The 22677-nt window shown below is 61.3% G+C and carries 15 protein-coding genes and 2 pseudogenes; 6 read left to right on the forward strand and 11 right to left on the reverse strand.

What is annotated here, in order from left to right; translation table 11 throughout:
- Positions 1-3147 carry a CusA/CzcA family heavy metal efflux RND transporter gene (locus tag AC07W7_RS16180; RefSeq protein ID WP_495039694.1) on the forward strand — a complete coding sequence of 1049 codons (3147 nt, stop codon included), beginning with the start codon at positions 1-3 and terminating at the stop codon, positions 3145-3147.
- A gap of 45 nt (positions 3148-3192) precedes the next feature.
- Here the strand turns inward: AC07W7_RS16180 and AC07W7_RS16185 are convergent, their stop codons facing one another.
- From AC07W7_RS16185 to AC07W7_RS16200, 4 genes are all read right to left on the reverse strand, one after another.
- A complete protein-coding gene (locus AC07W7_RS16185) occupies positions 3193-4608 on the reverse strand; it encodes a heavy metal sensor histidine kinase (RefSeq protein ID WP_169866678.1) in 1416 nt (471 codons plus the stop codon).
- The gene (locus tag AC07W7_RS16190) at positions 4605-5279 is read right to left on the reverse strand and encodes a heavy metal response regulator transcription factor (RefSeq protein WP_076964075.1); all 675 of its coding nucleotides are present in this window, start codon (positions 5277-5279) and stop codon (positions 4605-4607) included. Before AC07W7_RS16190 ends, AC07W7_RS16185 begins: the two co-directional genes overlap by 4 nt.
- A gap of 291 nt (positions 5280-5570) precedes the next feature.
- A complete protein-coding gene (locus tag AC07W7_RS16195) occupies positions 5571-5765 on the reverse strand; it encodes a hypothetical protein (RefSeq protein WP_076964076.1) in 195 nt (64 codons plus the stop codon).
- Between the two features lie 185 nt (positions 5766-5950).
- Positions 5951-7279 carry an OprD family porin gene (locus tag AC07W7_RS16200; RefSeq protein WP_076964077.1) on the reverse strand — a complete coding sequence of 443 codons (1329 nt, stop codon included), beginning with the start codon at positions 7277-7279 and terminating at the stop codon, positions 5951-5953.
- 256 nt (positions 7280-7535) lie between these two features.
- Between AC07W7_RS16200 and AC07W7_RS16205 the strand changes: the two genes are divergently transcribed.
- The 3 genes and pseudogenes from AC07W7_RS16205 to AC07W7_RS16215 form a co-directional block, all read left to right on the forward strand.
- Positions 7536-7868: a DUF2790 domain-containing protein gene (locus AC07W7_RS16205; RefSeq protein ID WP_076964078.1), complete on the forward strand. Its 333-nt coding sequence runs from the start codon at positions 7536-7538 to the stop codon at positions 7866-7868.
- Between the two features lie 198 nt (positions 7869-8066).
- Positions 8067-8753: pseudogene (locus AC07W7_RS16210) on the forward strand (PAS domain-containing protein); the annotation flags it as partial.
- 111 nt (positions 8754-8864) lie between these two features.
- Positions 8865-9293, forward strand: a pseudogene (locus tag AC07W7_RS16215) (methyl-accepting chemotaxis protein); the annotation flags it as partial.
- Positions 9294-9296: 3 nt separating this feature from the next.
- Here AC07W7_RS16215 and AC07W7_RS16220 read toward each other — a convergent pair.
- Positions 9297-9812, reverse strand: coding sequence for a GNAT family N-acetyltransferase (locus AC07W7_RS16220; RefSeq protein WP_495039695.1), 516 nt, complete (start codon positions 9810-9812; stop codon positions 9297-9299).
- Between the two features lie 26 nt (positions 9813-9838).
- On the reverse strand, positions 9839-10648 hold the full coding sequence (locus AC07W7_RS16225; RefSeq protein WP_076964081.1) for an AraC family transcriptional regulator: 810 nt from the start codon (positions 10646-10648) through the stop codon (positions 9839-9841).
- Between the two features lie 154 nt (positions 10649-10802).
- Between AC07W7_RS16225 and ddlA the strand changes: the two genes are divergently transcribed.
- The gene (ddlA, locus tag AC07W7_RS16230; protein WP_099167943.1) at positions 10803-11897 is read left to right on the forward strand and encodes a D-alanine--D-alanine ligase; all 1095 of its coding nucleotides are present in this window, start codon (positions 10803-10805) and stop codon (positions 11895-11897) included.
- 61 nt (positions 11898-11958) lie between these two features.
- Here the strand turns inward: ddlA and ggt are convergent, their stop codons facing one another.
- Positions 11959-13803 (reverse strand): gamma-glutamyltransferase, encoded by a 1845-nt coding sequence (gene ggt, locus AC07W7_RS16235; protein ID WP_495039696.1) that lies wholly within the window; start codon positions 13801-13803, stop codon positions 11959-11961.
- 302 nt (positions 13804-14105) lie between these two features.
- On the opposite strand from ggt, the gene AC07W7_RS16240 reads away from it, so the two are divergent.
- Positions 14106-16160: a TonB-dependent receptor domain-containing protein gene (locus AC07W7_RS16240; RefSeq protein WP_495039697.1), complete on the forward strand. Its 2055-nt coding sequence runs from the start codon at positions 14106-14108 to the stop codon at positions 16158-16160.
- 114 nt (positions 16161-16274) lie between these two features.
- Here AC07W7_RS16240 and AC07W7_RS16245 read toward each other — a convergent pair whose 3' ends face one another.
- The 4 genes from AC07W7_RS16245 to AC07W7_RS16260 all read right to left on the reverse strand — a co-directional run bounded on the left by AC07W7_RS16245 (position 16275) and on the right by AC07W7_RS16260 (position 22569).
- Positions 16275-19421 carry an efflux RND transporter permease subunit gene (locus AC07W7_RS16245; RefSeq protein WP_495039698.1) on the reverse strand — a complete coding sequence of 1049 codons (3147 nt, stop codon included), beginning with the start codon at positions 19419-19421 and terminating at the stop codon, positions 16275-16277.
- Positions 19418-20875 (reverse strand): efflux RND transporter periplasmic adaptor subunit, encoded by a 1458-nt coding sequence (locus tag AC07W7_RS16250; RefSeq protein WP_495039699.1) that lies wholly within the window; start codon positions 20873-20875, stop codon positions 19418-19420. Before AC07W7_RS16250 ends, AC07W7_RS16245 begins: the two co-directional genes overlap by 4 nt.
- Positions 20872-22128, reverse strand: coding sequence for a TolC family protein (locus AC07W7_RS16255; protein WP_169898630.1), 1257 nt, complete (start codon positions 22126-22128; stop codon positions 20872-20874). Before AC07W7_RS16255 ends, AC07W7_RS16250 begins: the two co-directional genes overlap by 4 nt.
- A gap of 99 nt (positions 22129-22227) precedes the next feature.
- Positions 22228-22569, reverse strand: coding sequence for a hypothetical protein (locus AC07W7_RS16260; protein ID WP_076964088.1), 342 nt, complete (start codon positions 22567-22569; stop codon positions 22228-22230).
- Positions 22570-22677: the final 108 nt, after the last annotated feature.

Consider the following 22677-nt stretch of genomic DNA (forward strand, 5'->3'; position numbering starts at 1 on the left):
ATGTTTGAGCGTCTAATTCAATTTGCCATCGAGCAGCGCATCATCGTGCTGCTGGCGGTGCTGTTGATGGCCGGTGTCGGCATCGCCAGCTATCAGAAACTGCCCATCGACGCAGTGCCGGACATCACCAACGTCCAGGTGCAGATCAACTCGGCGGCGCCGGGTTTTTCCCCGCTGGAAACCGAGCAGCGCATCACCTTTCCCATCGAAACCGCGATGGCCGGCCTGCCGGGTCTCCAGCAGACCCGCTCGTTGTCGCGTTCGGGATTGTCCCAGGTCACGGTGATCTTCAAGGACGGCACCGATCTATTCTTCGCCCGGCAGTTGGTCAACGAACGCTTGCAGGTCGCCCGCGAGCAATTGCCTGACGGGATCGAGACGATGATGGGGCCGGTTTCCACCGGGCTGGGGGAAATTTTCCTGTGGACCGTGGAGGCCGAAGACGGTGCGCGCAAGGAGGACGGCTCGGCCTATACCCCCACCGACCTGCGGGTGATTCAGGACTGGATCATCAAGCCGCAACTGCGCAACGTGCCCGGCGTGGCCGAGATCAATACCATTGGCGGCTTTGCCAAGGAATACCAGATTGCCCCAGACCCCAAGCGCCTGGCCGCCTATAACCTGACGTTAACCGATCTGGTCACCGCGCTGGAGCGTAACAACGCCAACGTCGGCGCCGGTTATATCGAGCGCAGCGGCGAGCAGTTGCTGATCCGCGCGCCGGGGCAGGTGGCGTCCATCGACGACATCGCCAATATCGTGATCAACACGGTAGATGGCACGCCGATCCGCGTGCGCAATGTGGCCCAGGTCGATATCGGCCGCGAGTTGCGCACGGGCGCGGCCACCGAAAATGGTCGCGAAGTGGTACTCGGCACGGTCTTTATGTTGATCGGCGAAAACAGCCGCACCGTGTCCCAGGCGGTGGCGAAAAAACTCGAAGAGATCAACCGCTCACTGCCCGAAGGCGTGGTGGCGGTGACGGTCTACGACCGCACCAACCTGGTGGAAAAAGCCATTGCCACCGTGAAGAAAAACCTCTTTGAAGGTGCGCTGCTGGTTATCGTGATTCTGTTCCTGTTCCTGGGCAATATCCGCGCTGCGTTGATCACCGCGATGGTGATTCCGCTGGCCATGCTGTTCACCTTTACCGGGATGTTCACCAACAAAGTCAGTGCCAACCTGATGAGCCTGGGCGCGCTGGACTTCGGGATCATCGTCGATGGCGCGGTGGTGATCGTGGAGAACTCCATCCGCCGCCTGGCCCATGCGCAGCACCGCCACGGCCGCCTGCTGACCCGCAGCGAACGCCTGCACGAAGTGTTTGCCGCCGCCAAGGAGGCGCGCCGCGCGCTGATCTTCGGGCAGTTGATCATCATGGTGGTGTACCTGCCGATCTTCGCCCTTACCGGGGTGGCCGGGAAAATGTTCCACCCCATGGCCTTCACCGTGGTGGTGGCGTTGCTGGGCGCGATGATTCTGTCGGTGACCTTTGTGCCGGCGGCCATTGCGCTGTTTGTCACCGGCAAGGTCAAGGAAGAAGAAAACTGGGTGATGCGCACCGCACGCCGGGGCTATGCGCCGGTGCTGGATTGGGTGATGGCTCACCGTTCGTTGGCCTTTGGCATGGCGCTGTTGACCATCGTGGTGTCTGGCGCAGTGGCCAGCCGCATGGGCAGTGAATTTATCCCCAGCCTCAGCGAAGGTGACTTTGCCCAGCAAGCCATGCGAGTGCCGGGCACCAGCCTGACGCAGTCGGTGCAGATGCAGGAGCAGTTGGAAAAAACCTTGCTGGCCCAGGTGCCGGAAATCCAGCGCGTATTTGCCCGTACCGGTACGGCGGAAATCGCCTCCGACCCGATGCCGCCGAATATTTCCGACAGCTACCTGATGCTCAAGCCCAAGGACCAGTGGCCGGATCCGAAGAAATCCCGCGAACAATTGATCGCCGAGATCCAGCGGGCCAGTGCGATTGTGCCGGGGAGCCAGTACGAGTTGTCGCAGCCGATCCAACTGCGTTTCAACGAGTTGATTTCCGGGGTGCGCAGTGACGTGGCGGTGAAGGTGTTTGGCGATGATATGGCGGTGCTGAACAAGACCGCCGGGGAGATTGCCGAGACCTTGAAGAAGCTCAACGGCGCCTCTGAAGTGAAGGTGGAACAGACCTCCGGCCTGCCGGTGCTGACCATCAATATCGACCGTGACAAAGCCGCGCGCTTTGGCCTGAATGTTGGTGATGTCCAAGACACCATTGCCGTGGCCGTGGGTGGGCGCCAGGCGGGCACGATGTACGAAGGTGACCGGCGCTTTGACATGGTGGTGCGTTTGTCCGACACGCTGCGTACCGATATCGAGGGTTTGTCGCGGCTATTGGTGCCGATCCCGGCGCTGGCCAACAACACCACGGGGCAACTGGGCTTTATTGCCTTGTCGGAAGTCGCAAGCCTAGACCTGGTGCTTGGGCCGAACCAGATCAGCCGCGAAAACGGCAAGCGCCTGGTGATTGTCAGCGCCAACGTGCGTGGGCGTGATATCGGCTCCTTTGTCGAGGAGGCGCAAACCGCGATCACCGCACAAGTGAAAGTGCCTGCCGGCTACTGGACCACCTGGGGCGGGCAGTTCGAGCAACTCAAGGAAGCGTCCGAGCGCTTGCGGGTGGTGGTGCCGGTGGCGTTGCTGCTGGTATTCGGCCTGCTGTTTATGATGTTCAACAACCTCAAGGACGGGTTGCTGGTGTTCACCGGGATTCCCTTCGCCCTGACCGGTGGGATCATGGCGCTGTGGCTGCGGGATATTCCGCTGTCGATTTCCGCTGGGGTGGGGTTTATTGCGCTGTCGGGGGTGGCCGTGCTCAACGGCCTGGTGATGATCGCGTTTATCCGCAACCTGCGTGAGGAAGGGCGTTCGTTGTCGGTGGCGATCAATGAAGGGGCGCTGACCCGCTTGCGTCCGGTGTTGATGACCGCGCTGGTGGCATCCCTCGGGTTTATCCCCATGGCCCTGGCCACCGGCACCGGTGCCGAAGTGCAACGGCCGCTGGCGACAGTGGTGATTGGCGGGATTATCTCTTCGACGTTGCTGACGCTGCTGGTACTGCCTGCGCTTTACCAGTGGGCCCATCGGCGCGATGAGGAGCCGGTAGCGTAGCCGCTGCCGAACTCCAGCGAGGCTGCGCCGCCGGGCGGCGCCTCGCTAACGTTCGGCAGTGACTACGGGGTTTGTGGGCAGGACGGGAAATACCAAGCGGAACACGGTAATGCCGTCCGGCACGCTACTGACCTCGGCCAGGCCCTGGTGCAGGCTCATGATCGAACGTACGATCGCCAGCCCCAGCCCGGTGCCGCCTTCGGTGCGGGCGCGGCTGTTGTCGGCGCGGTAGAAACGCTCGAACAGGTGGGGCAGGTGTTGCGCTTCAATCCCCGGGCCCGGGTTGTTCACGGTCAGCGAGACGCGCTGGTCGTGGCTCTGGACTTGTAAGGAAATGCCGGAACCCTGGGGGCTGTGGCGGATCGCGTTGGACAGCAGGTTGGAAATGGCCCGTTGAATCATCAGCCGATCCCCCTTGACCCAGGCGTCGCCGGTCAGGTTCAGGCTCAACCCTTTGTCTTCGGCGCTCAAGGCAAACAGCTCCATGACCCGCAGCGCTTCATCCCGCAGGTTCACGGTGGTAAACGAAGCCCGCGCCGCCGGATGGCTGACCTGGGCGAGAAACAGCATGTCGGCGACGATCCGCGCCAGGCGGTCCAGTTCTTCGGTACTGGATTCCAGTGCCAGTTTGTACTCGTGCGGCGCACGGGCGCGGGACAGGGTTACCTGGGCCTTGCCCATCAGGTTGGTCAGGGGCGCGCGCAGTTCGTGGGCCAGGTCATCGGAAAATTGCGACAACTGCTGCACGCCGGCATCCAGCCGGTCCAGCATCACGTTGATGCCCTGGGCCAGTTCGCTGAGTTCCCGAGGCAGGTTATCGACCTTCAGGCGATGGGTCAGGTCCTGGGTGGTGACTTTGCCGGCAACGCGGCTAAATTGCTGCAACGGGGCCAGCCCGCGCTGCACCAGCCACCAGGCGCCCATGCCAATAAGGATCAGCAGCAGCGGCAGGGCGATCACGGTGGAGCGCAGGTAGGCACTGAGCAGCGCCTGATCATCGGAGCGATTCAGGGACAACAACACCTGCACGTTTTCCCCGGTGCGCAGGCGCATCAGGCTCGACGCGCTGAGGATCTGGTTGCCGCGCCCATCGGTCCAGTTGAGAAAACCCAGGGTTTGCTTGGCGGCAAAGTCGAGCAGCAAGGGCTCCTGGGGCTTGGCGCCGACACTCAGCAGCACGGTGTTGGCGGGGGCGGCACTGATGATGGTCAGGTAAAAGTTATCGTGGCCCATCACCAGGTCCAGCAGCGAATGGGGCCGGGCGCTGATGTCGCGGGTGTTGAGGTCCTGCTGCAGGCTGTGCTCGATTTGTTCCATCTTGCTCTCCAGGCCTTTGCGCGCGAGGTTTTCCAGCTCATGGGTGAGGGCCAGGTACGCCAGGGTCGCCAGCAACAGCACCAGGCCTGCGCCCATCAGGCTGACGGTGAGCCCCAGGCGCATGGATAAACTGCCAGACCTCATTGGCGTGCTTCCAGTACATACCCCACGCCACGAATGGTATGGATCAACTTGACCTCGCTCTGGTCATCGACCTTGGCCCGCAGCCGGCTGATCGAGACTTCCACCACATTGGTGTCGCAGTCGAAGTTCATGTCCCAGACCAGGGAAATGATCTGCGTGCGCGTCAACACTTCACCACTCTGGCGCATCAGCACCTGCAACAGCGCGAACTCCTTGGTGGTCAGGTCAATGCGCCGTGTGCCCCGGTACGCACGATGGCGGCGCGGGTCCAGCTCCAGGTCCGAAACCCGGAATATCTCCGGCAACGCGATCGGTTCGCTGCGCCGCATCAACGTGCGCACCCTGGCCAGCAGCTCGGGAAACTCGAAAGGTTTGACCAGGTAATCATCGGCGCCCATGTCCAGGCCCTTGATCTTGTCGGCCAGGCGGCCGCGGGCGGTGAGCATCATCACCCGCAAGGTGCTGTCCCGGCGCAGTTGCTCCAGCACTTGCCAGCCGTCCTTGCCCGGCAGGTTGACATCAAGGATCACCAATTCGTAATGGTGTTGCCCGGCCAGGTGCAGGCCATCAATGCCACTGGCGGCACGATCGACGACATAACCACTCTCACTCAAGCCTTGGTGTAAGTAGTCGGCAGTTTTTGGCTCGTCCTCAACCACAAGAATACGCATGCAGATAGACCTCTTACTGATAAGCGGATGGGTAACTGGAGCTACGCGGAATAAGGGCTGTAGTCCGGGATGTAGGAAAATTCTGAGCCTTGAAGCTACTTCAGGGTCAAGGTGCATCCCCGCACAATCGAGTTATCTGGGCACGGGTGCGACGATTGGTCGCGGGGGAGGGGGCGATTCCATCGAGCGGGCAAAAAAAAGCGCCCGTCAGGGGCGCTAAAAATTCATCTCTTTCCAAAGGAGCTCAACAAAAAAAGCTTCAAGAGATGAATGTTGCTCGGGGTGCGCCGCTCAGATGGCTTTTGGAGCCGGAGTGTCCGAGGGGGCTGGGGTTTGCTGGGCCACGGCCTCGGTGCTGTGGATCTGTTGCTGTTGCTGGCGGAATTCAGCCAGCCACTGACGGGAGCGCTCGCCGCCGTCGTCAGCCAGTGCAACGCTGGATGCTCCACTGAGCAGGCCGATCAATAAAATGTGCATGGGCTTCATGAACTTTCTCCAGAAAAGACCTGTGCCGTTAGTTGGGGAAATCTCTTCGGCCAGTCAATGCAGGCAGTATATGAAGTGCAACTTAACGAGAACGTGAGGGGTATATTACAGTTCTGACAGGTTGCCAATTGTGAAGAAGTGCTGGTTAACGGCAAGTGAATGTAATCACTTGCCGTTGTGGTTTATCAGAGAATGGCCAATGGATATTCCATGATCAGCCGGAACTCTTCAAGGTCCGACTCAAAGGCACTTGAGCGCACCGTTGCCTGGCGAATCCGCAGGGACAGGTCTTTCAAGGTGCCGCCCTGAAACACATATTTGGCCTCGATATCGCGCTCCCAGCGCCGCTGGTCAGTGAGTGGGTCGCCAGCGGCATCACGGCGCATATACACCGCGTTCGCGTTGCTGTAGTCGGCATTGGTGCCTTTGCCGTAACGGGTCATGAACGACAGGCCGGGAATGCCGAAGGGTTGCATGTCCAGGTCATAGCGCAGTGCCCACGAGCGCTCCTTCGGCGAGTTGAAGTCGCTGTACTGGATCGAGTTGTCGAGGAAGATCGAGTCCGACTGGCGCAGGTAGTCGAAGTCATTGTCGCCGTTGTTGCGCTGGTGCGACAGGGCCAGGCGGTGGGCGCCGACCTTCACCCCGAGTTTGGCGCTCCAGATGTTGTTATTGAGCTCACCCAGCAGCTTTTTGCCCTCGTCCTGGGCGTTGTAGTAATTGAAGCCGCCAAACACCGACACCTCTTCGGTCAGCGGATAATTGACGGCCGTACCGAAGTAATACTGGTCCCAGGCGTCCTTCAAGCGGCTGCTGTAGAGGCTGAGGCTTACGTGCGGGTTGAGTTGATAGTCGCCGCCGAAGTAACCGATCCAGGGCGAGTTCACATTACCGGCATAAAATGTCGCGAAGCCCTCACGCATGCCGCTTTCGGTCGGCTGGCTCATGGAATGCAAGCGTCCGCCTTGCAGGCTCAGTCCTTGCACGCTGGTGTTTTCCACGGTAACGCCACGGAAACTTTCCGGCAGCAGGCGTGAGTCACCGTAGTACACCACCGGGGTTTGCGGGAAGACATCGCCGACCCTGACGACGGTATCCATCAGGCGCATTTTCACCGCGCCGCCGAGTTTGCTGTAGTTGTCTTCGGGGCGATTGTCGCTGTCCACCGGCAACATGCCGAACGAGCCCTTGCCGCCGCTGCGCCCGGTGCCGGAGTCGAGCTTGAGGCCGTACATCGCAAAGGCATCCAGGCCAAACCCCACCGTGCCCTGGGTGAAACCAGACTCGAACTTGCCGATCAGGCCCTGGGCCCACGCCTCTGAGTAGCCATTGCCGGTCGGGCTGGACTGGCCTTTGCGGTCATCGCGGTTGAAGTAAAAATTGCGCGCCAGTACGTTCAACGTACTGCCTTCGATAAAACCTTCAGGCTTATCTTCAGCGGCCGTGCTGGCCAGCGGTGTTGCGCCGATCAGTGCCGCCATGATGGAAAGGGAAAGTGTACGGTTAGTGCGCATGTATCGCTCCTCGGTGTTGGCAGCTATGAGCTTTTTAGTCGCCTGTGGCGTTCTTATTGGAGGGCTGCCCCCGGATGCCGGGCGCCCGCGTCATAGTTGCAAACGCAAGATAACGAAGAGGTGTCGAAAACATTACAATTTTGCCAGTTAGATGGAATATTACGGATACGTAATTTGTACGTGAACCTTCTGACAGGGTGCGTTAGTTACTCTCGCTCTGAACTTCCAGCGATTTGAAATCAGACGAGGAGACTTTATGAAACGTTTAGCACTGGCCTTGGGCGCGGTGGTTTTTTCTCTTTCCCTGGGGGCGATGGCTGAAGCCGGAGGGGATCGCGAGATTGCTCAATTGATGCAACAGAACCAGCAAGCCATGAGCCGCTACGCCGCCAAGCAGGGCAAACCGGCACCGCAAGTGCAGGCCTACCGGTATGGCATGAAACTGGATATCGCCAAGGTGGTCAGCGTCACGCCGCCGATCCGGGCCTGTAAGGTGGTGCCTTCGCGCATGACCTATGAAGATTCCAGTGGCCTGATCAAGACCCTTGAGTACCAGGTTATGGGGCTGTGCCGTAACAACGGGAGCTGAGGCGGGGGCAAAATATAGTTGAGTTGTGGGCTCAAGCACTCTTTAGAAAACGCTAAGGGCGCCGATGGCTACACTAACACTCACTATTCTCTGCCCTCTGGTGTTCCTATGTTCAATACCCGCATGAAGCAGGAGCTGGCCGCTCTCCGTGAAGAACTGTCGAGCATGCAGCAGGTCAGAGAGAGCCTGGAACGGGAGATGCTGGCCTTGAGCCTGGATCCCGAGGGCCGGGTTGAGTGGGTCAACCAGCCCTTCCTGGATGAAATGGTCTACAAATCCAGTGACTTAGTGGGGCATATCATTCATGGTTTTGTACCGGAGCATGTCAAGCGCGACACGTTCCAGCTCCGTTTTAACAATGCCCTGAGCCGTGGCGAGCATTTTGCTGGCACTGTGCGTCTGCTGCGTGGCAACGGCAAGGAGGCGTGGTTGCGCTCCATCGTGCAGCCCGTGCGTGGCTCGGATGGGCGTATCAAGCGGTTTTCGGTGTACTCCAGCGACCTGACCCGCACCATCGAGGCTTCCCGCGAGCACGAAAACCTGATTGCGGCCCTGGTGCGCTCTACGGCGGTGATCGAGTTTGACCTCAATGGCAACGTCCTGGCGGCCAACGACCGCTTCCTGCAAAGCATGGGCTACAGCCTGGCGCAGATCCAGGGCAAGCACCACCGTATCTTCTGCGATCCGCACGAATCCAACAGCCCCGAGTACCAGGACTTCTGGAAACGCTTGAACAGTGGTGAATATGTGGCCGGGCGCTTCAAGCGCATCGACGCCCATGGGCATGAGGTCTGGCTGGAGGCGTCCTATAACCCGGTGATGGACGCCAACGAGCGGCTGTACAAAGTGGTCAAGTTCGCCACGGTGATCACCGACCAGGTCAACCGGGAGCGCGCCGTGGCCGATGCCGCCAATATTGCCTACAGCACCTCATTGCACACTGACAACAGCGCCCAGCGCGGTACCGCCGTGGTGACCCAGGCGGTGGAGGTCATGCGCGAGCTGGCCAGGCACATGGAGCAGGCCGGCGATGGCATCGAGGCCCTTAATGCCCAGTCCCAGGTGATTGGCAGTATCGTCAAGACCATCAGCGGGATTGCCGAACAGACCAACCTGCTGGCGCTTAACGCCGCCATTGAAGCGGCCCGTGCCGGTGAACAAGGCCGGGGGTTTGCCGTCGTGGCCGATGAAGTGCGGCAGTTGGCGTCGCGTACCAGCAAAGCCACTGAAGAAATCGTTGGCGTGGTGCGCCAGAACCAGGACATGGCCCGCGATGCCGTGGCGCTGATGAGCGACGGCCGGCTGCAGGCCGAGCAGGGTTTGTCCCTGGCGGCAGAGGCGGGCACGGTGATCGTCGAGATCCAGGACGGCGCGCAAAAAGTGGTCAGCGCGGTCGGGCAGTTTGCCAACCAACTGTCGACGTAAGCCTCAGGGGGCATGCACCTCGAACAGCAACAGGTCGAACCACTGCCCATCCAGCAGGAATGCCTTGCGTGAATGCCCATACTGGGTGAACCCGCTGCGCTGCAAGACCCGCAGCGAGCCCGGGTTTTCCGGGCGTACGGTGGCCTCGATGCGCTTGAGGGCGTGTTCGCCAAAGGCTTTCTCCAGCCCCAGTGCCACCGCTTTTCGGGCCAGGCCGCGCCCGGTGAACTGGGCCCCCATGCGATAGCCCAGGGATGCCGAGTGATAGTAGCGGCGGCGCACCTGGGTAAAGTTGATGCGCCCCACCAACACACCGTTTTCGCGAATCAGGTACTGATAGGCGCGGTCTGCACTGGCGTCCAGCAGTGCGCTGTCGATGGCGCGCTGTACCCCGGCGACGCTGTAGTACGCCTCGGGCCGGGCATTGACCCAGCGTTCAAAAAAGGCCCGATTGGCCAGCTCGAATGCCAGCAGCTCGTTCACGTCATCCCACTGGGGAGGCGTCAATGTCAGGTTCATCCCTGGAAATCTCCAGTTTTTATTGGCTATCGGCCGAGCATCTTCACCCATCGCGACGGCGGGATGCCGAAGGTGCTGCGAAACTGCCGGGTCATGTGGCTCTGGTCGGTAAAGCCGGCGATCAGCGCCGCGTCCACCAGTGACTGGCCCTGGCCCAGCAGGTTGCGCACCAGGTCCAGGCGGCGCATGGTCAGGTAGCGATAGGGGCTGGTGCCGAACAACAGGCGAAAGTCCCGGGACAAGGCCCAGCGATCCCGCCCACAGTGCGCGGCCATTTCGTCCAGGGTGATGCTGCGCCCCAAGGCGCTGTGGATAAATTCCCGGGCGCGCTCGGCGGCCTGGTAATCGAAGGTCTTGCGGCTGACGCTGATGCCCGACGCATTGTTCAGGGCATGGGCCAGGTCGAACAACGCATCCTGTTCCTGCATTGGGTCCAGCGGGCAATCGAGCTGCTGCACAAAGGCCTGGCAGGCCCGGTGCAGCCACGGGTCGTTGGACAGCCCGTTGTGGATAAAAGGCAAGGGCTTGCCGCCGAGAATCTGCTGGATCAGCGCCGGCTCCACATAAATCATCCGGTACTTGAAACCCTCGTCGCTACCGGCCCAGCCATCGTGCACTTCGTCGGGGTGGATCACCATGGTGGTGCCCGGCAGGCTGTGGGTCTGGCTGCCGCGATAATGAAAACTCTGCACGCCGAGCAGGGTGTGGCCGATGGCGTAGGTATCGTGGCGATGAGGGTCGAAGCCGAACCCGGAAAAATACGCCTCGATCCGCTCCAGGCCACTGGCATGGGGTGCCCGGTGCAGCCAGTCGATGTTTGCGGTGGGTTTGCCCATGGGATGTTTTTCAAAAAAGGTCGGATGGCGTTACGTTAACTGAGTCTGGGGCGGCTGTCTGCCAGGGTCTTGTACGATTGTGCGCGGCTGCAACGGTGGCAAATTGCTGAGCGCTCGTGGTAATAAGCCCTACATTTCCAATGTGAGGCAGGTTATGAGCAAGTTGCGGGTAGGTATTATTTTTGGTGGGCGTTCGGCCGAGCATGAAGTGTCTTTGCAGTCGGCGCGCAACATCGTCGACGCCCTCGACCGCACGCGCTTCGAGCCGGTGCTGATCGGCATCGACAAGGCCGGCCACTGGCACCTCAATGACACCTCCAACTTCCTGCTCAACCAGGAAAACCCGGCGCTGATCGCCCTCAACCAATCCAACCGCGAGCTGGCGGTGGTGCCGGGCAAGGCCAGCCAGCAACTGGTGGAAACTTCGGGCCAGGGCCTGCTGGAACACGTTGATGTGATCTTCCCCATTGTCCACGGCACCCTGGGTGAAGACGGTTGCCTGCAAGGGTTGCTGCGCATGGCCGATCTGCCGTTTGTGGGGGCCGACGTGCTGGGTTCGGCGGTGTGCATGGACAAGGACATCAGCAAGCGCCTGCTGCGCGATGCCGGTATCGCCGTGGCGCCCTTTATCACCCTTAATCGCGGCAACGCGGCACGCACAACCTTCGACCAGGCCCGGCAAAAGCTCGGTTTGCCACTGTTCGTCAAGCCGGCCAACCAAGGCTCCTCAGTGGGCGTGAGCAAGGTGGCTGACGCAGCCGAGTACCTGGCCGCCATTGAACTGGCCCTGGGTTTCGATGAAAAAGTGCTGGTGGAATCGGCCGTCAAAGGCCGCGAAATCGAATGTGCGGTGCTGGGCAACGAACGTCCCATCGCCAGCGGTTGTGGCGAGATCGTGGTACGTGACGGCTTCTATTCCTACGACAGCAAGTACATCGACGACCAGGCCGCGCAAGTGCTGGTGCCGGCCGATATCAGCGTCGAGGCCAGCGAACGCATCCGTGCCCTGGCCGTGCAGGCCTTTGAAGTGCTGGGCTGCGCCGGGTTGGCACGGGTCGATGTGTTTCTGTGCGAGGACGGTGAAGTGCTGATCAACGAGGTCAACTCACTGCCCGGTTTCACCCGCATCAGCATGTACCCCAAGTTGTGGCAGGCGGCGGGGATGAGCTACAGCGAACTGGTCAGCCGCCTGATCGAACTGGCGCTGGAGCGCCATACGGCGCGCAAGGGTTTGAAGATCAGCCGCTAACCTTCAACCGCCATCGCCGGCTGGCCGGCGATGAGGCCTGTAAAGGCGATACAACCCTGGGTCAATCCCCCAACGCTTCCCCCTCACGCCGTGGATCCGCGCCGCCACTCCATGTCGCCTTGCCCTGGGCATCGCGCACTCGCACGATGGCCTGGGTGCCACTGGTCATGTCGATCTCGCTCAAGGTATGCCCTCGCGCCTTGAGCGCCGCCTTCAACGGCTCGCTGAACAGCCCTTGCTCCAGCTCGGTCGCGCCATTGCGGCTGCCGAAGTTGGGCAGGCTGATGGCGGCCTGCGGGTCGAGGTTCCAGTCGAGCATGCCCACCAGGGATTTGCTCACGTATTCGATGATCTGCGAGCCGCCGGGAGAGCCGACCGTGGCCAGTAGCTCGCCACTTTGGCGGTCGAAGACCAGGGTCGGCGCCATGGACGAGCGCGGGCGTTTGCCCGGCTCGATGCGGTTGGCCACCGGCTGGCCGTTTTCCTCGGGGATAAAGGAAAAGTCAGTCATCTGATTGTTCAGCAGGAAACCCTGGACCATCACGTGGGAACCGAATGCAGCTTCGATGGTGGTGGTCATCGACACCGCGCCGCCCTGGTCATCCACGGCCACCACTTGCGAGGTGGAAATACGCAGTGGCGAGCGATCCGGCGCGTAGGCCACCTGAACGCCCGCCGGTTGGCCGGGCCTGGCCACGCCCATGCTGCGTTCGCCAATCAATGCTGCACGGCTGGCCAGGTAGCCAGGGGCGACCAGGCCCGCGAGCGGCACTGGTACGAAGTCCGTATCAGCGAGGTATTGCGCACGGTCGGCGTAGGCCAGGCGGTCGGCCTCGGCAATCATATGCACCGCTTCGGGGGCTGGTTCCAGGCCGGCGGCTGTTGTCGTCTTCACGGGCTTGAGCGGCGCCAGGGCCCAGCGTGGGTCACGGGCTTCGAGGGCCTGCAAGGTGCCGAGGATCTGCGCAATGGCCACCCCGCCCGAAGAGGGGGGCGGCATGCCGCACACTTGCCAGCGCTTGTAGTCGGTACACAGCGGCGTGCGTTCCTTGGCGCGGTAGCCCTTGAGATCGTTCAGCGCAAGGCGGCCCGTGTTGTGATGGCCCTGGACCTTGCGGGCAATCTCCTCGGCGATCGGGCCGTGGTACAGCGCATCGGGCCCTTCTTTGGCGATACGTTTGAACACCGTGGCCAGCGCCGGGTTTTTCAACAGGGTGCCGGTGGCTTTCGGGCTGCCGTCGACGTTGAGGAAGTACGCTGCCATGTCCGGTGACTGGCTGATGTAGCGGTCGGCGGCGATCAGGCTGTGCAGGCGTGCCGAAATCGCAAAGCCTTGCTCGGACAGCTGGATCGCCGGTGCAAACAATTGTGCCCAGGGCAGGCGCCCGCTGTGTTCGTGGGCCATCTTCAGCGCGCGCAATACACCGGGGGTGGCGACCGACCGACCACCAATCTGCGCCTGGGCAAACGCCATCGGCGTGCCGTCGGCATTGAGCAGCATATCGGCCGTGGCGCCGGCCGGTGCGGTTTCACGGCCATCATAGGCCCGTACCTGCTTGCCATCCCACAGCATGATAAAGGCACCACCGCCGATCCCCGAGGATTGCGGCTCCACCAGCGTCAGCACCGCTTGCATGGCGATGGCCGCATCGATCGCCGAGCCGCCCTGGCGCAATATCTCCCTCCCGGCGGCGGCCGCCAGCGGGTTGGCCGCTGCCGCCATATGGCGTTCGGCGTGGCGTACTCTCATGTCCGTGCGATAGCCCGAACCCAGCTCCGGGGCGGGCGGCAAGTCGGGGGTGTTGGTGCTGTGGCAGGCGCCGAGGCCGAGGGCGGCGACGATCAGCGAAAGGCTGGTAAGGCGCTGGAGGCGGGGGATTAAAAGCACGCGCTGAACTCCGTTCATTTTGAGAATGATCTGTTGTCCCTGGGGGTATTGTTTTGCGGGTAGGTCGCACCTGGCAGATAGCTGCGGGGGAGAGGGCGGACACTAACAGCGGGGAGGCCGGAGCGTCAAAATCCCTCTCCCGACCTTGGCCATCGTGACCGATGCCCAACCGTGTGGGCAGAAATAAATCTATGTCAGACGTGTAGGTTTGTTGCGAGGTTTTTCATAAGCCTCTTTCTAAATGATAAGGATTCGTATTACAGTTTGTAACCTTTAGTGCTCCATCATGGTGCGCATTGGCTCGACAAGGACTGTTTGCAATGAATAACCCCCCCTACCTTTTCAGCTCTCTTTTCCTGGCCGTTGGCATGCTGATCGCCGCCCCGGCGTTGCAGGCAGAAGAGATTGGCGAGGTCGATAAACATGCCGTTACCGAACTCGATACCTCGTTTGTCACCGCCACCGGTGGCGGCACGGACCTGCGTGATGCGCCGGCCAGTGTCAGCGTGATTACCCGCGAAGAAATCGAGCGCCAGCCGGTGTATGACCTCAATACCCTGCTGCGGCGTGTGCCCGGGGTCACCGGTGGCTTCGGCCCGGTGGGCGAGCAATCGAAAATCAAGCTGCGTGGCCTGGACGACAAGTACACCTTGATCCTGGTGGACGGCAAACGCCTCGGCGGTTCGGGAGACTTGAGCTATCGCCGCGACCTGGCGCGCCAGGACCTGAACTGGATCACCCCGAACATGATCGAGCGCATCGAGATCGTGCGCGGCCCCATGTCTTCGTTGTATGGCTCGGATGCCATGGGCGGGGTGATCAACATCATCACGCGCAAGGTGTCGAGCACCTGGAGCGGTTCGGCCAACGTCAACACCACGATTCCCGAAGATTCCGACCGTGGCCAGACCACCCAGACCAGCCTCAACCTGTCCGGGCCATTGACCGAATCCGTCGGCCTGCGCCTAGGCGCCAACCTGACCCGACGGGCTGCCGATGAGGTCACGGCTCGCCTGGATAAGGAGGGCGAGTTCATGTACGGCGACGGCGCGGGCGGCGCCAAGGACCACAGCGTCAACGCGTTGCTCGACTGGAAAATCAATGATGAACAGAGCCTGTCGTTCGAGGCCGTGCATGGCGTCGAGCGCTCCTGGTCGAGCAAAAAGACCTTTGGCGACTGGGGCGAAACCGTCGGTGCCGGCTTCGGGCCCGGCCGTTTGATTCGTGACAGCTACTCGGTGTCCCACAGCGGGGACTGGGGTTTCGGCACCTCGAAAGTCGACCTGTACCTCAACAAGTTCAAGAACGACATCGACTGGGGCAAGTCCAGCGCCGAAGAAAAAATCGCCGAAGGCAGCCTGAACATTCCGTTTGAGTTCCTGCTCAGCCAGCGCATGACCGTGGGCGGGCAGTGGAAGCGTGAAGAACTGACCAACAGTGACACCCTGGGCACGGTGCCCGTGGACTACCAAGGCGCCGCGGTTTCCGGTGCGTCGCTCAAGGGGGACTACTCGGCCGCGTTTATCGAAGATGAGGTGTACCTGCTCGACAATCTGACCCTGACCCTGGGCAACCGTTTCGACCACAGTGCGGACTATGGCAACCACAACAGCCCACGGGCGTACCTGGTCTACCATCCGCACCCGGACTGGACCGTGCGCGGTGGTGTGTCCAAGGGCTTCCGTGCACCGAGCCTGAAAGAGGGGAGCGCCGGTGCCGCCACCGAGTCCGCTGGTCGCGGTTGTGGCTCGTTGAAACCCCTGGGGTATGTCAGTGGCAGTTGCTGGATGGCCGGCAACCCGAACCTATCGCCAGAGACCAGCGTCAACAAGGAAATGGGCGTGTCCTTCGACCGTGATGGTTGGGAGGCCAGCCTGACCTACTTCCACACCGACTTTGAAGACAAGATCGAATACGCCCCCCTGGGCCAATTCCAGGGCCGTTGGTGGACCATGCTGGAAAACGTCGAAAAAGCGCGGACCCGCGGCTGGGAAGGCTCGGTTCGCGTACCGCTGACTGACTCCCTGGACTGGCGCACCAACGCCACCTATATGCTGGAGAGCAAAAACCTGTCCACCGGCGAAGACCTGATCAGCGCGCCCAAGTTGTCTGCTTTCAGTGCGATCAACTGGCAAGCCACCGACACGCTCAACACCGAGCTTTCGGCGCAGCATGTCGGTAAACAGCGTGGGGTGGGCAATGACTTCGTCAAGTCATACACCACCTACGACCTGACGGCGAACCTGGCCGTAACCAAGTGGTTGACCTTGAATGGCGGCGTGCAGAATTTGCTGGATGAAGATGCGCGGGATGGTTCGACGACGTTCTATGTGCCGGGGCGTGCGTTTTTTGCCGGGGCTACGACTTACTTTTGAGGTGTCGTCATGCCCTGCGCGCACCGGCCTCCCACTGACTGAGCAGTCGCCAGGTACAAGAAAGCCCGCGCGAGGCGGGCTTTTTGAGGTGATTGCGGGTGCTCGCCGGAAACCTCAAGGGTGGATGGAGGGCCCGCGCCGCAGATGCCGGCGCCGCAGCAGGCGATAGGCCGCCGGGATCACAAACAACGACAGTAACGGTGCGGTGATCATGCCGCCGACCATGGGGGCGGCAATGCGGCTCATCACTTCGCTGCCCGTACCGCTGCCCAACAGGATGGGTAACAGGCTGGCAATGATGACGGCAACGGTCATGGCCTTGGGGCGGACGCGCTGCACGGCGCCTTCACGAATCGCCGCAACCAGCCCGTGCTCAGTGCTGTCGCCGAGGCCTTCACGTTCGGCCCAGGCGTTTTTCAGGTACAGCAGCATAATCACGCCAAACTCAGCAGACACCCCGGCCAGGGCAATAAAACCGACGCCGGTGGCGACCGACAGGTTGAACCCCAACAGATAGAGGAACCAGGCACCGCCCGTCAGGGCAAATGGCAGGGTGGCCATGATCAACAAGGCCTCATCGAATCGGGAGAACGTCAGGTAGAGCAACACGAAGATGATCAGCAGCGTGGCCGGCACCAGCAGTTTGAGTCGGGCGTTGGCCCGTTCGAGAAATTCAAACTGCCCCGAGTAACTGAGGCTCATGCCCGGTTGCAACTTGACCTGCTCATTGACGGTGCGGCGTAGATCGGCGACCACCGAAGCAATGTCCCGGTCACGCACATCGATATACACCCAGCCTGAAAGCCTCGCGTTTTCACTTTTGAGCATGGACGGGCCGTCGCTGACCTTGATCGTTGCCACGGTCCCCAGGGTGATCTGGCTGCCTGATGGGGTGTAGATCGGTAATTGCTCCAGGGCACCGAGCGAGTCGCGCCACTCCCGTGGGTAACGCACGTTGATCGGGAAACGTGCGAGACCTTCAATCGTCTCTCCGATATTTTCACCGCCAATCGCCCCGGCCACGATGGACTGCACATCGGCGATATTAAGCCCGTAGCGGGCGGCGGCCGGGCGGTCGATGTCCACGTCGATATAACGGCCACCCGTCAGCCGCTCGGCCAACGCGGAACTGACCCCCGGCACCTCTTTGGCCACCCGTTCCACAGCCTGGGTCACAGCATCAATCTGTGCCAGGTTGCTGCCGGCCACTTTCACGCCGATTGGGCTTTTGATCCCGGTGGCAAGCATATCGATGCGATTGCGGATCGGCGGTATCCAGATATTGGTCAGCCCGGGGACGCGCACCACTCGATCCAGTTCTTGAACCAGTTTTTCCGGGGTCATACCCGCACGCCATTGTTCGTGCGGCTTGAACTGGATCGTGGTCTCGAACATCTCCAGCGGCGCCGGGTCAGTGGCGGTTTCCGCGCGACCGGCTTTACCAAAGACATGTTCGACCTCTGGCACCGTTTTGATCAGGCGGTCGGTCTGTTGCAGGAGCTGCGCCGCTTTCTGCGCCGATAACCCTGGCAGGGCCGATGGCATATAGAGGAGGTCGCCCTCATCCAGCGGCGGAAGAAACTCGCCCCCCAAGCGCGATATCGGCCATAGCGCACTGACAAAAACCAAGAGCGCCACGAGTAGGGTGGCTTTTGGACGGCGCAGTACCGCATCCAGGGCCGGTTGGTAGAGCCTGATCAGCCAGCGGTTCAGCGGGTTCTGCTGTTCCGTGGGGATGGCGCCTCGAATCCAGTAGCCCATCAGCACCGGCACCAGGGTCACCGAAAGTCCGGCCGCCGCGGCCATGGCGTATGTCTTGGTGAAGGCCAGTGGGCCGAACAACCGACCTTCCTGCGCCTGCAGGGTGAAAACCGGAATGAATGACAGGGTGATGATCATCAGGCTGAAGAACAGGGCTGGGCCTACCTCGGCGGCGGCCTGTGTCATTACCTGCCAATGGCGTTCGCCCTTCAGTTCCTCTCCCGGGTTGGCGGCGTGCCAGGCCTCCATTTTCTTGTGGGCGTTCTCGATCATCACCACGGCGGCATCGACCATGGCACCGATGGCAATGGCAAGCCCGCCCAAGGACATGATGTTGGCGTTGATCCCTTGGTGACGCATGATGATGAAGGCAATCAACACACCGACGGGAAGCGAGACGATCGCCACCAGGGATGAGCGCAAGTGCCAGAGGAAGAGCCCGCAAACCAGGGCAATGACGATGAACTCTTCGAGCAGTTTGTAGCTGAGGTTTTCCACCGCACGATCGATCAGCTTACTGCGGTCGTAGGTAGTGACGATTTCTACCCCCGCAGGCAGGCTGTTTTTCAGTTCGGCAAGCTTGGTCTTGACGGCCTCAATGGTCTGGCGAGCGTTCTTGCCGCTGCGCAGAATCACCACGCCGCCGACGGTCTCGCCTTCGCCGTCGAGTTCAGTGATGCCACGCCGCATTTCCGGCCCCAACTGGATCGTGGCGACATCGCCCAGGGTGACCGGCACGCCACCGGTTCCCAGCTTGAGTGGGATTGCACGGAAGTCATTCAGGGTTTTCAGGTAGCCGGAAGCGCGCACCATGAACTCGGTCTCGGCCATCTCCAGTACCGCCCCGCCGGTTTCCTGGTTGGCCTTGCCGATCGCTGCGCTTACCTGCGCCTGGGTGATACCGAAGCTGGCCAGTTTCAACGGATCAAGCTGCACCTGGTACTGCTTGACCATGCCTCCCACCGTGGCCACTTCCGCAACGTTCGCCAGGGTTTTGAGCTCAAACTTCAGGAACCAGTCCTGCAAGGCGCGCAATTGCGCCAGGTCATGCTTACCACTGCGGTCGACCAGGGCGTATTGGTAAATCCAGCCGACGCCGGTGGCATCCGGCCCCAACGCGGGCCTGGCATTGGCCGGCAAGCGGCTTTGAATCTGGCTCAGGTATTCCAGCACCCGCGAGCGGGCCCAGTACAGGTCAGTGCCGTCTTCAAACAGCACATAGACGAAACTGTCGCCGAAGAAGGAATAACCGCGCACGGTCTTGGCGCCCGGCACGGAGAGCATGGTGGTGGCCAGTGGGTAGGTCACCTGGTTTTCGACGATCTGCGGCGCTTGCCCTGGATAAGGGGTGCGGATGATTACCTGCACATCCGACAGGTCCGGCAAGGCATCGATCGGCGTGTTTTGCACCGACCAGATCCCCCAGGCCGTGACAAAGAGTGTCGCAAGCAAGACCAGAAAACGGTGGGCGACGGACCAGCGAATCAGGGCGGCAATCATGGCTGGCTCCCCGCTTTATCCAGGCGCTCGACCCGTAGACCGTCATCGCTCTGGCCCAGCGTAATGCGCACCGGATCACCGGCTTTCAGGCCCTGCATCAGGGCCGGGCTGGCCAGTGGGAATGTCATGGTCATGCCGGGCATGCCCAGGGTCTTGAAGGGGCCGTGGGCGAGGGTGACTTCTGTGTCGTTGAAGCCAACGATCTGCCCATCCGCTTCATGCACGCTGGGGGATGAGTCTGCCTCCATGCGGGCCACAATGCCCTTGAGACTGGCTTCCGAGTCGAGCAGGAACTGGCCAGACGTCACCACTTTCTGGCCCTCTTCCAGGCCTTTCAAGATCACGGTCTTGCCATCGCTTTCCTGCCCCAGTTGCACCACCACAGGACGGTAGCGCCCTGCGTCTTCGGCGAGCATCACCAGGGCGCGTTGGCCCGTGCGAATGACGGCCTCGCTCGGCACCCACAACACACTGCGCCCGGTCGAGTGGTTCAGGCGCACCTGTGCCGTCAAGCCCGGCCTGAGGCGCCCGTGCGCATTGGGCAGTTCCACCCGGACATTCAGGGTGCGGCTGTCGGCATTGGTCTCGGGCAAAATCGCGCTGACCTTGCCATTGAGCGTGGTTCCAGGGAAGGCCGGCAGACGCGCCTGCACCGCCTGCCCGACGCTGATGGACCCGGCTTGGGCTTCTGGAACCGCCACCGCCAACCAGACACTGTCCAAACCATTGACGCGTGCCAGGGTCTCGCCGGTCGCCAGGGTCATACCCGCACGGACATTCAGCGTTTGCAGCACACCCCCCATCGGGCTGGTGACCGTCAGGTAGGGCTGAACCTTGCCGCCACGCTCTACCTGCGCAATCAGTGCTGCCGGCATCCCGGTGAGTTGCAGGCGCTGACGGGCCGCCGCCAACAGGTCGGCATCCCCATTACGCTTCAGTGCCAGGAACTCTGTCTGGGCCGCTGCCCACTCGGGCACCAGGATATCCGCCAAGGGGGCGTTGGCTTTGAGCACATCGCCTGGAGCATGGGCGTAGACCCGTTCCACAAAGCCGGCGGTGCGCGCCTGAATCACCGCGACATCGCGTTCGTTGAACGCCAAGACACCGGTTACATCGAGGCTGGAGTCAAAGGCCCCACGGGTGACGGTTGCAAAACGCAGGCCCAGGTTCTGGGTCAGGCTCGGGTCGATACTGATGCTCGCGCGATCCGCCGCGCCGCTGGCGTACTGAGGGACCAGTTGCATGTCCATGAAGGGGGACTTGCCCGGCTTATCGAATTTTTGCTGCGGGTACATAGGGTCGTACCAATACAGGGCCTGGCGTTCATCCGGTGAAGTGAGGCGCTGTGCTGGCGCTGTGTCCATGCGTTGCTGAGCGAACCAGTAGCCCCCCGCAACCCCGAATGCCATCGAGATACCGACCAGCCAGGCTGCGTGCGATTTTTTAAGGTTCATTGGCTGGGCTCCCCATAAGCAAAATACAGACGGGCACTGGTTAGTGCGCGCTGCTCTTCCACGTCGATCTGTTTCAGGCGGGCGGTGATGAGTTCACGCCGGGCGGCCACCACGGCGTTTAAATCGCCGGTGCCGGCGCGATAACTGGCCATGCTCAGTTCGACCTTTTCCTGGGCCAGCGGCAACAGGCTTTCCTGGTTTCGGCGCACGGCACGACTCAGGCGCTCATAGTCAGCCAGTTCGTTCTCCAGTTGCTGGATATGCTCGCGTGACTGGGCTTCGCGCTCGGCCTCAAGCTGGTTGAGTTCAGCCTGTTTGGCCGCGATTTTGGGGTTTTGGCGCGAGTCTGGAAACAGCGGCAGGTCCCATGAAAACTGCACATTGACCATGTCGCCGAACTGCCGGTCACGATGTTGATAATCCAGTTCCCAGCTCCAGTCCGATTGCTTTTGCGCCTGGGCCTCGCTGATCTTGGCCTGCGCTTCACGGGTCATCGGTGCAAACGCGGCCAGCCGGGGGTGGTGTTGCAGCTTATGGGGGTAGCCGGAGGTATCGATGGGCCATTCAGGCAAGCGGCCCACCGGCGTGTCGTTGGCGGCGGCACCAATCCAGCGTTTGAGGGCCGCTCGGGCCTGCGCTCTCTGGAGCAGCAGATCGTCCTGCTGCTCTGCCAACAGAGCCGCTTCCTGTTTGGGGGTTACCGCGTCGGCGGGCTGGGCGCGGCCACCGGCAATCTGGGCGCGGACGGCCTCGCTCAGCAGGCGGTTTTCTGTGTAGAAGTCTTGGAAGAGCGCATTTTTACGTTCAACCGAGTAGCTGCTGATCCAGGCCAATGCCGTGGATTGCCGAACGTTCAGGCGCTCGATTTGCCGCTCGGCCGCGGCTCTTTCAACGGCGGCATCGGCGACCTCGATGCGGGCTTTGCGCTTGGCAAGGTTGGGCATTTCTTGCCTGATCCCGACCATTTGCGAGGTCATGAAGTCCTGGTTAAGGCTCCAGCGATTCGGCCCGCCAATGGGGTAGTTCTGTACACCCAGCAGGAGCTTGGGGTCAGGCAGTTCACCTGCCGGGATAGCTGCGCTAGTGGCAGCCTGGATTCTGGCGTCTTGTGCGGTCAGTGACGGCGCAGTGTTTTCAGCCAGGCGCAGCGCTTCATCGAGTGTCAATTGGGCAGCGAGGCTTGGCCAAGACAGTACGCTTGCGACCAGGCCAGCCACGAGCGACCAACCTATGCAATAGCACTTGGAGTTCATGTCTATGATTCCTGTGATCATCCACTGCGCGCGTCAAAAGACATGCACGCAGCTAGTCCACCCCGCTAATGCGGGATGAGGCTCAAGGTGGGGCAGGAATCAAGCGCGAGGCGGTCGCCATACCCCGGATGGGGTCTGCATGGGGAGGGAATCGCTGAAAAAGGACAATACTACGGGGTTGAACAGGGGCACAGGAGGCGTGAAGAGCAAGACTTGCAGCATGCTCCCCGCCTTGCATTCCTGGCCGGGCTTACAAGGTTTGCCGTGCTCGATGAAGCTTTTTGCATCGTTGCAGCAGTCTAGCCCCATGTCGTTCATCATCGTCATGCCCATGGTTTTCATGGGGCACGGTTCTGTTGATGCCGCAACGCCCGCCATCCCGCTGAGAGGAAGCGTCAAGCTGAGCATGAAGATGAGGCACAACCGCAGATAGCGTTTCATGGGCTGGAGTGTAGTCGCTGAAAAGGGTGCTACGGGATGCATATTCTCGACAGCCTGCCGAGCGTCCTGATGCAGACGATATCACCGCATCTGAATTAAGCCAGCATT

It is taken from the genome of Pseudomonas sp. GW821-FHT01D09 (assembly GCF_059422465.1).

Coding starts and splice junctions, on each gene's coding strand:
- AC07W7_RS16180 (WP_495039694.1), top strand. CDS start 1: ATGTTTGAGCGTCTAATTCAATTTGCCATCGAGCAGCGCATCATCGTG.
- AC07W7_RS16185 (WP_169866678.1), bottom strand. CDS start 4,608: ATGAGGTCTGGCAGTTTATCCATGCGCCTGGGGCTCACCGTCAGCCTG.
- AC07W7_RS16190 (WP_076964075.1), bottom strand. CDS start 5,279: ATGCGTATTCTTGTGGTTGAGGACGAGCCAAAAACTGCCGACTACTTA.
- AC07W7_RS16195 (WP_076964076.1), bottom strand. CDS start 5,765: ATGAAGCCCATGCACATTTTATTGATCGGCCTGCTCAGTGGAGCATCC.
- AC07W7_RS16200 (WP_076964077.1), bottom strand. CDS start 7,279: ATGCGCACTAACCGTACACTTTCCCTTTCCATCATGGCGGCACTGATC.
- AC07W7_RS16205 (WP_076964078.1), top strand. CDS start 7,536: ATGAAACGTTTAGCACTGGCCTTGGGCGCGGTGGTTTTTTCTCTTTCC.
- AC07W7_RS16220 (WP_495039695.1), bottom strand. CDS start 9,812: ATGAACCTGACATTGACGCCTCCCCAGTGGGATGACGTGAACGAGCTG.
- AC07W7_RS16225 (WP_076964081.1), bottom strand. CDS start 10,648: ATGGGCAAACCCACCGCAAACATCGACTGGCTGCACCGGGCACCCCAT.
- ddlA (WP_099167943.1), top strand. CDS start 10,803: ATGAGCAAGTTGCGGGTAGGTATTATTTTTGGTGGGCGTTCGGCCGAG.
- ggt (WP_495039696.1), bottom strand. CDS start 13,803: ATGAACGGAGTTCAGCGCGTGCTTTTAATCCCCCGCCTCCAGCGCCTT.
- AC07W7_RS16240 (WP_495039697.1), top strand. CDS start 14,106: ATGAATAACCCCCCCTACCTTTTCAGCTCTCTTTTCCTGGCCGTTGGC.
- AC07W7_RS16245 (WP_495039698.1), bottom strand. CDS start 19,421: ATGATTGCCGCCCTGATTCGCTGGTCCGTCGCCCACCGTTTTCTGGTC.
- AC07W7_RS16250 (WP_495039699.1), bottom strand. CDS start 20,875: ATGAACCTTAAAAAATCGCACGCAGCCTGGCTGGTCGGTATCTCGATG.
- AC07W7_RS16255 (WP_169898630.1), bottom strand. CDS start 22,128: ATGAACTCCAAGTGCTATTGCATAGGTTGGTCGCTCGTGGCTGGCCTG.
- AC07W7_RS16260 (WP_076964088.1), bottom strand. CDS start 22,569: ATGAAACGCTATCTGCGGTTGTGCCTCATCTTCATGCTCAGCTTGACG.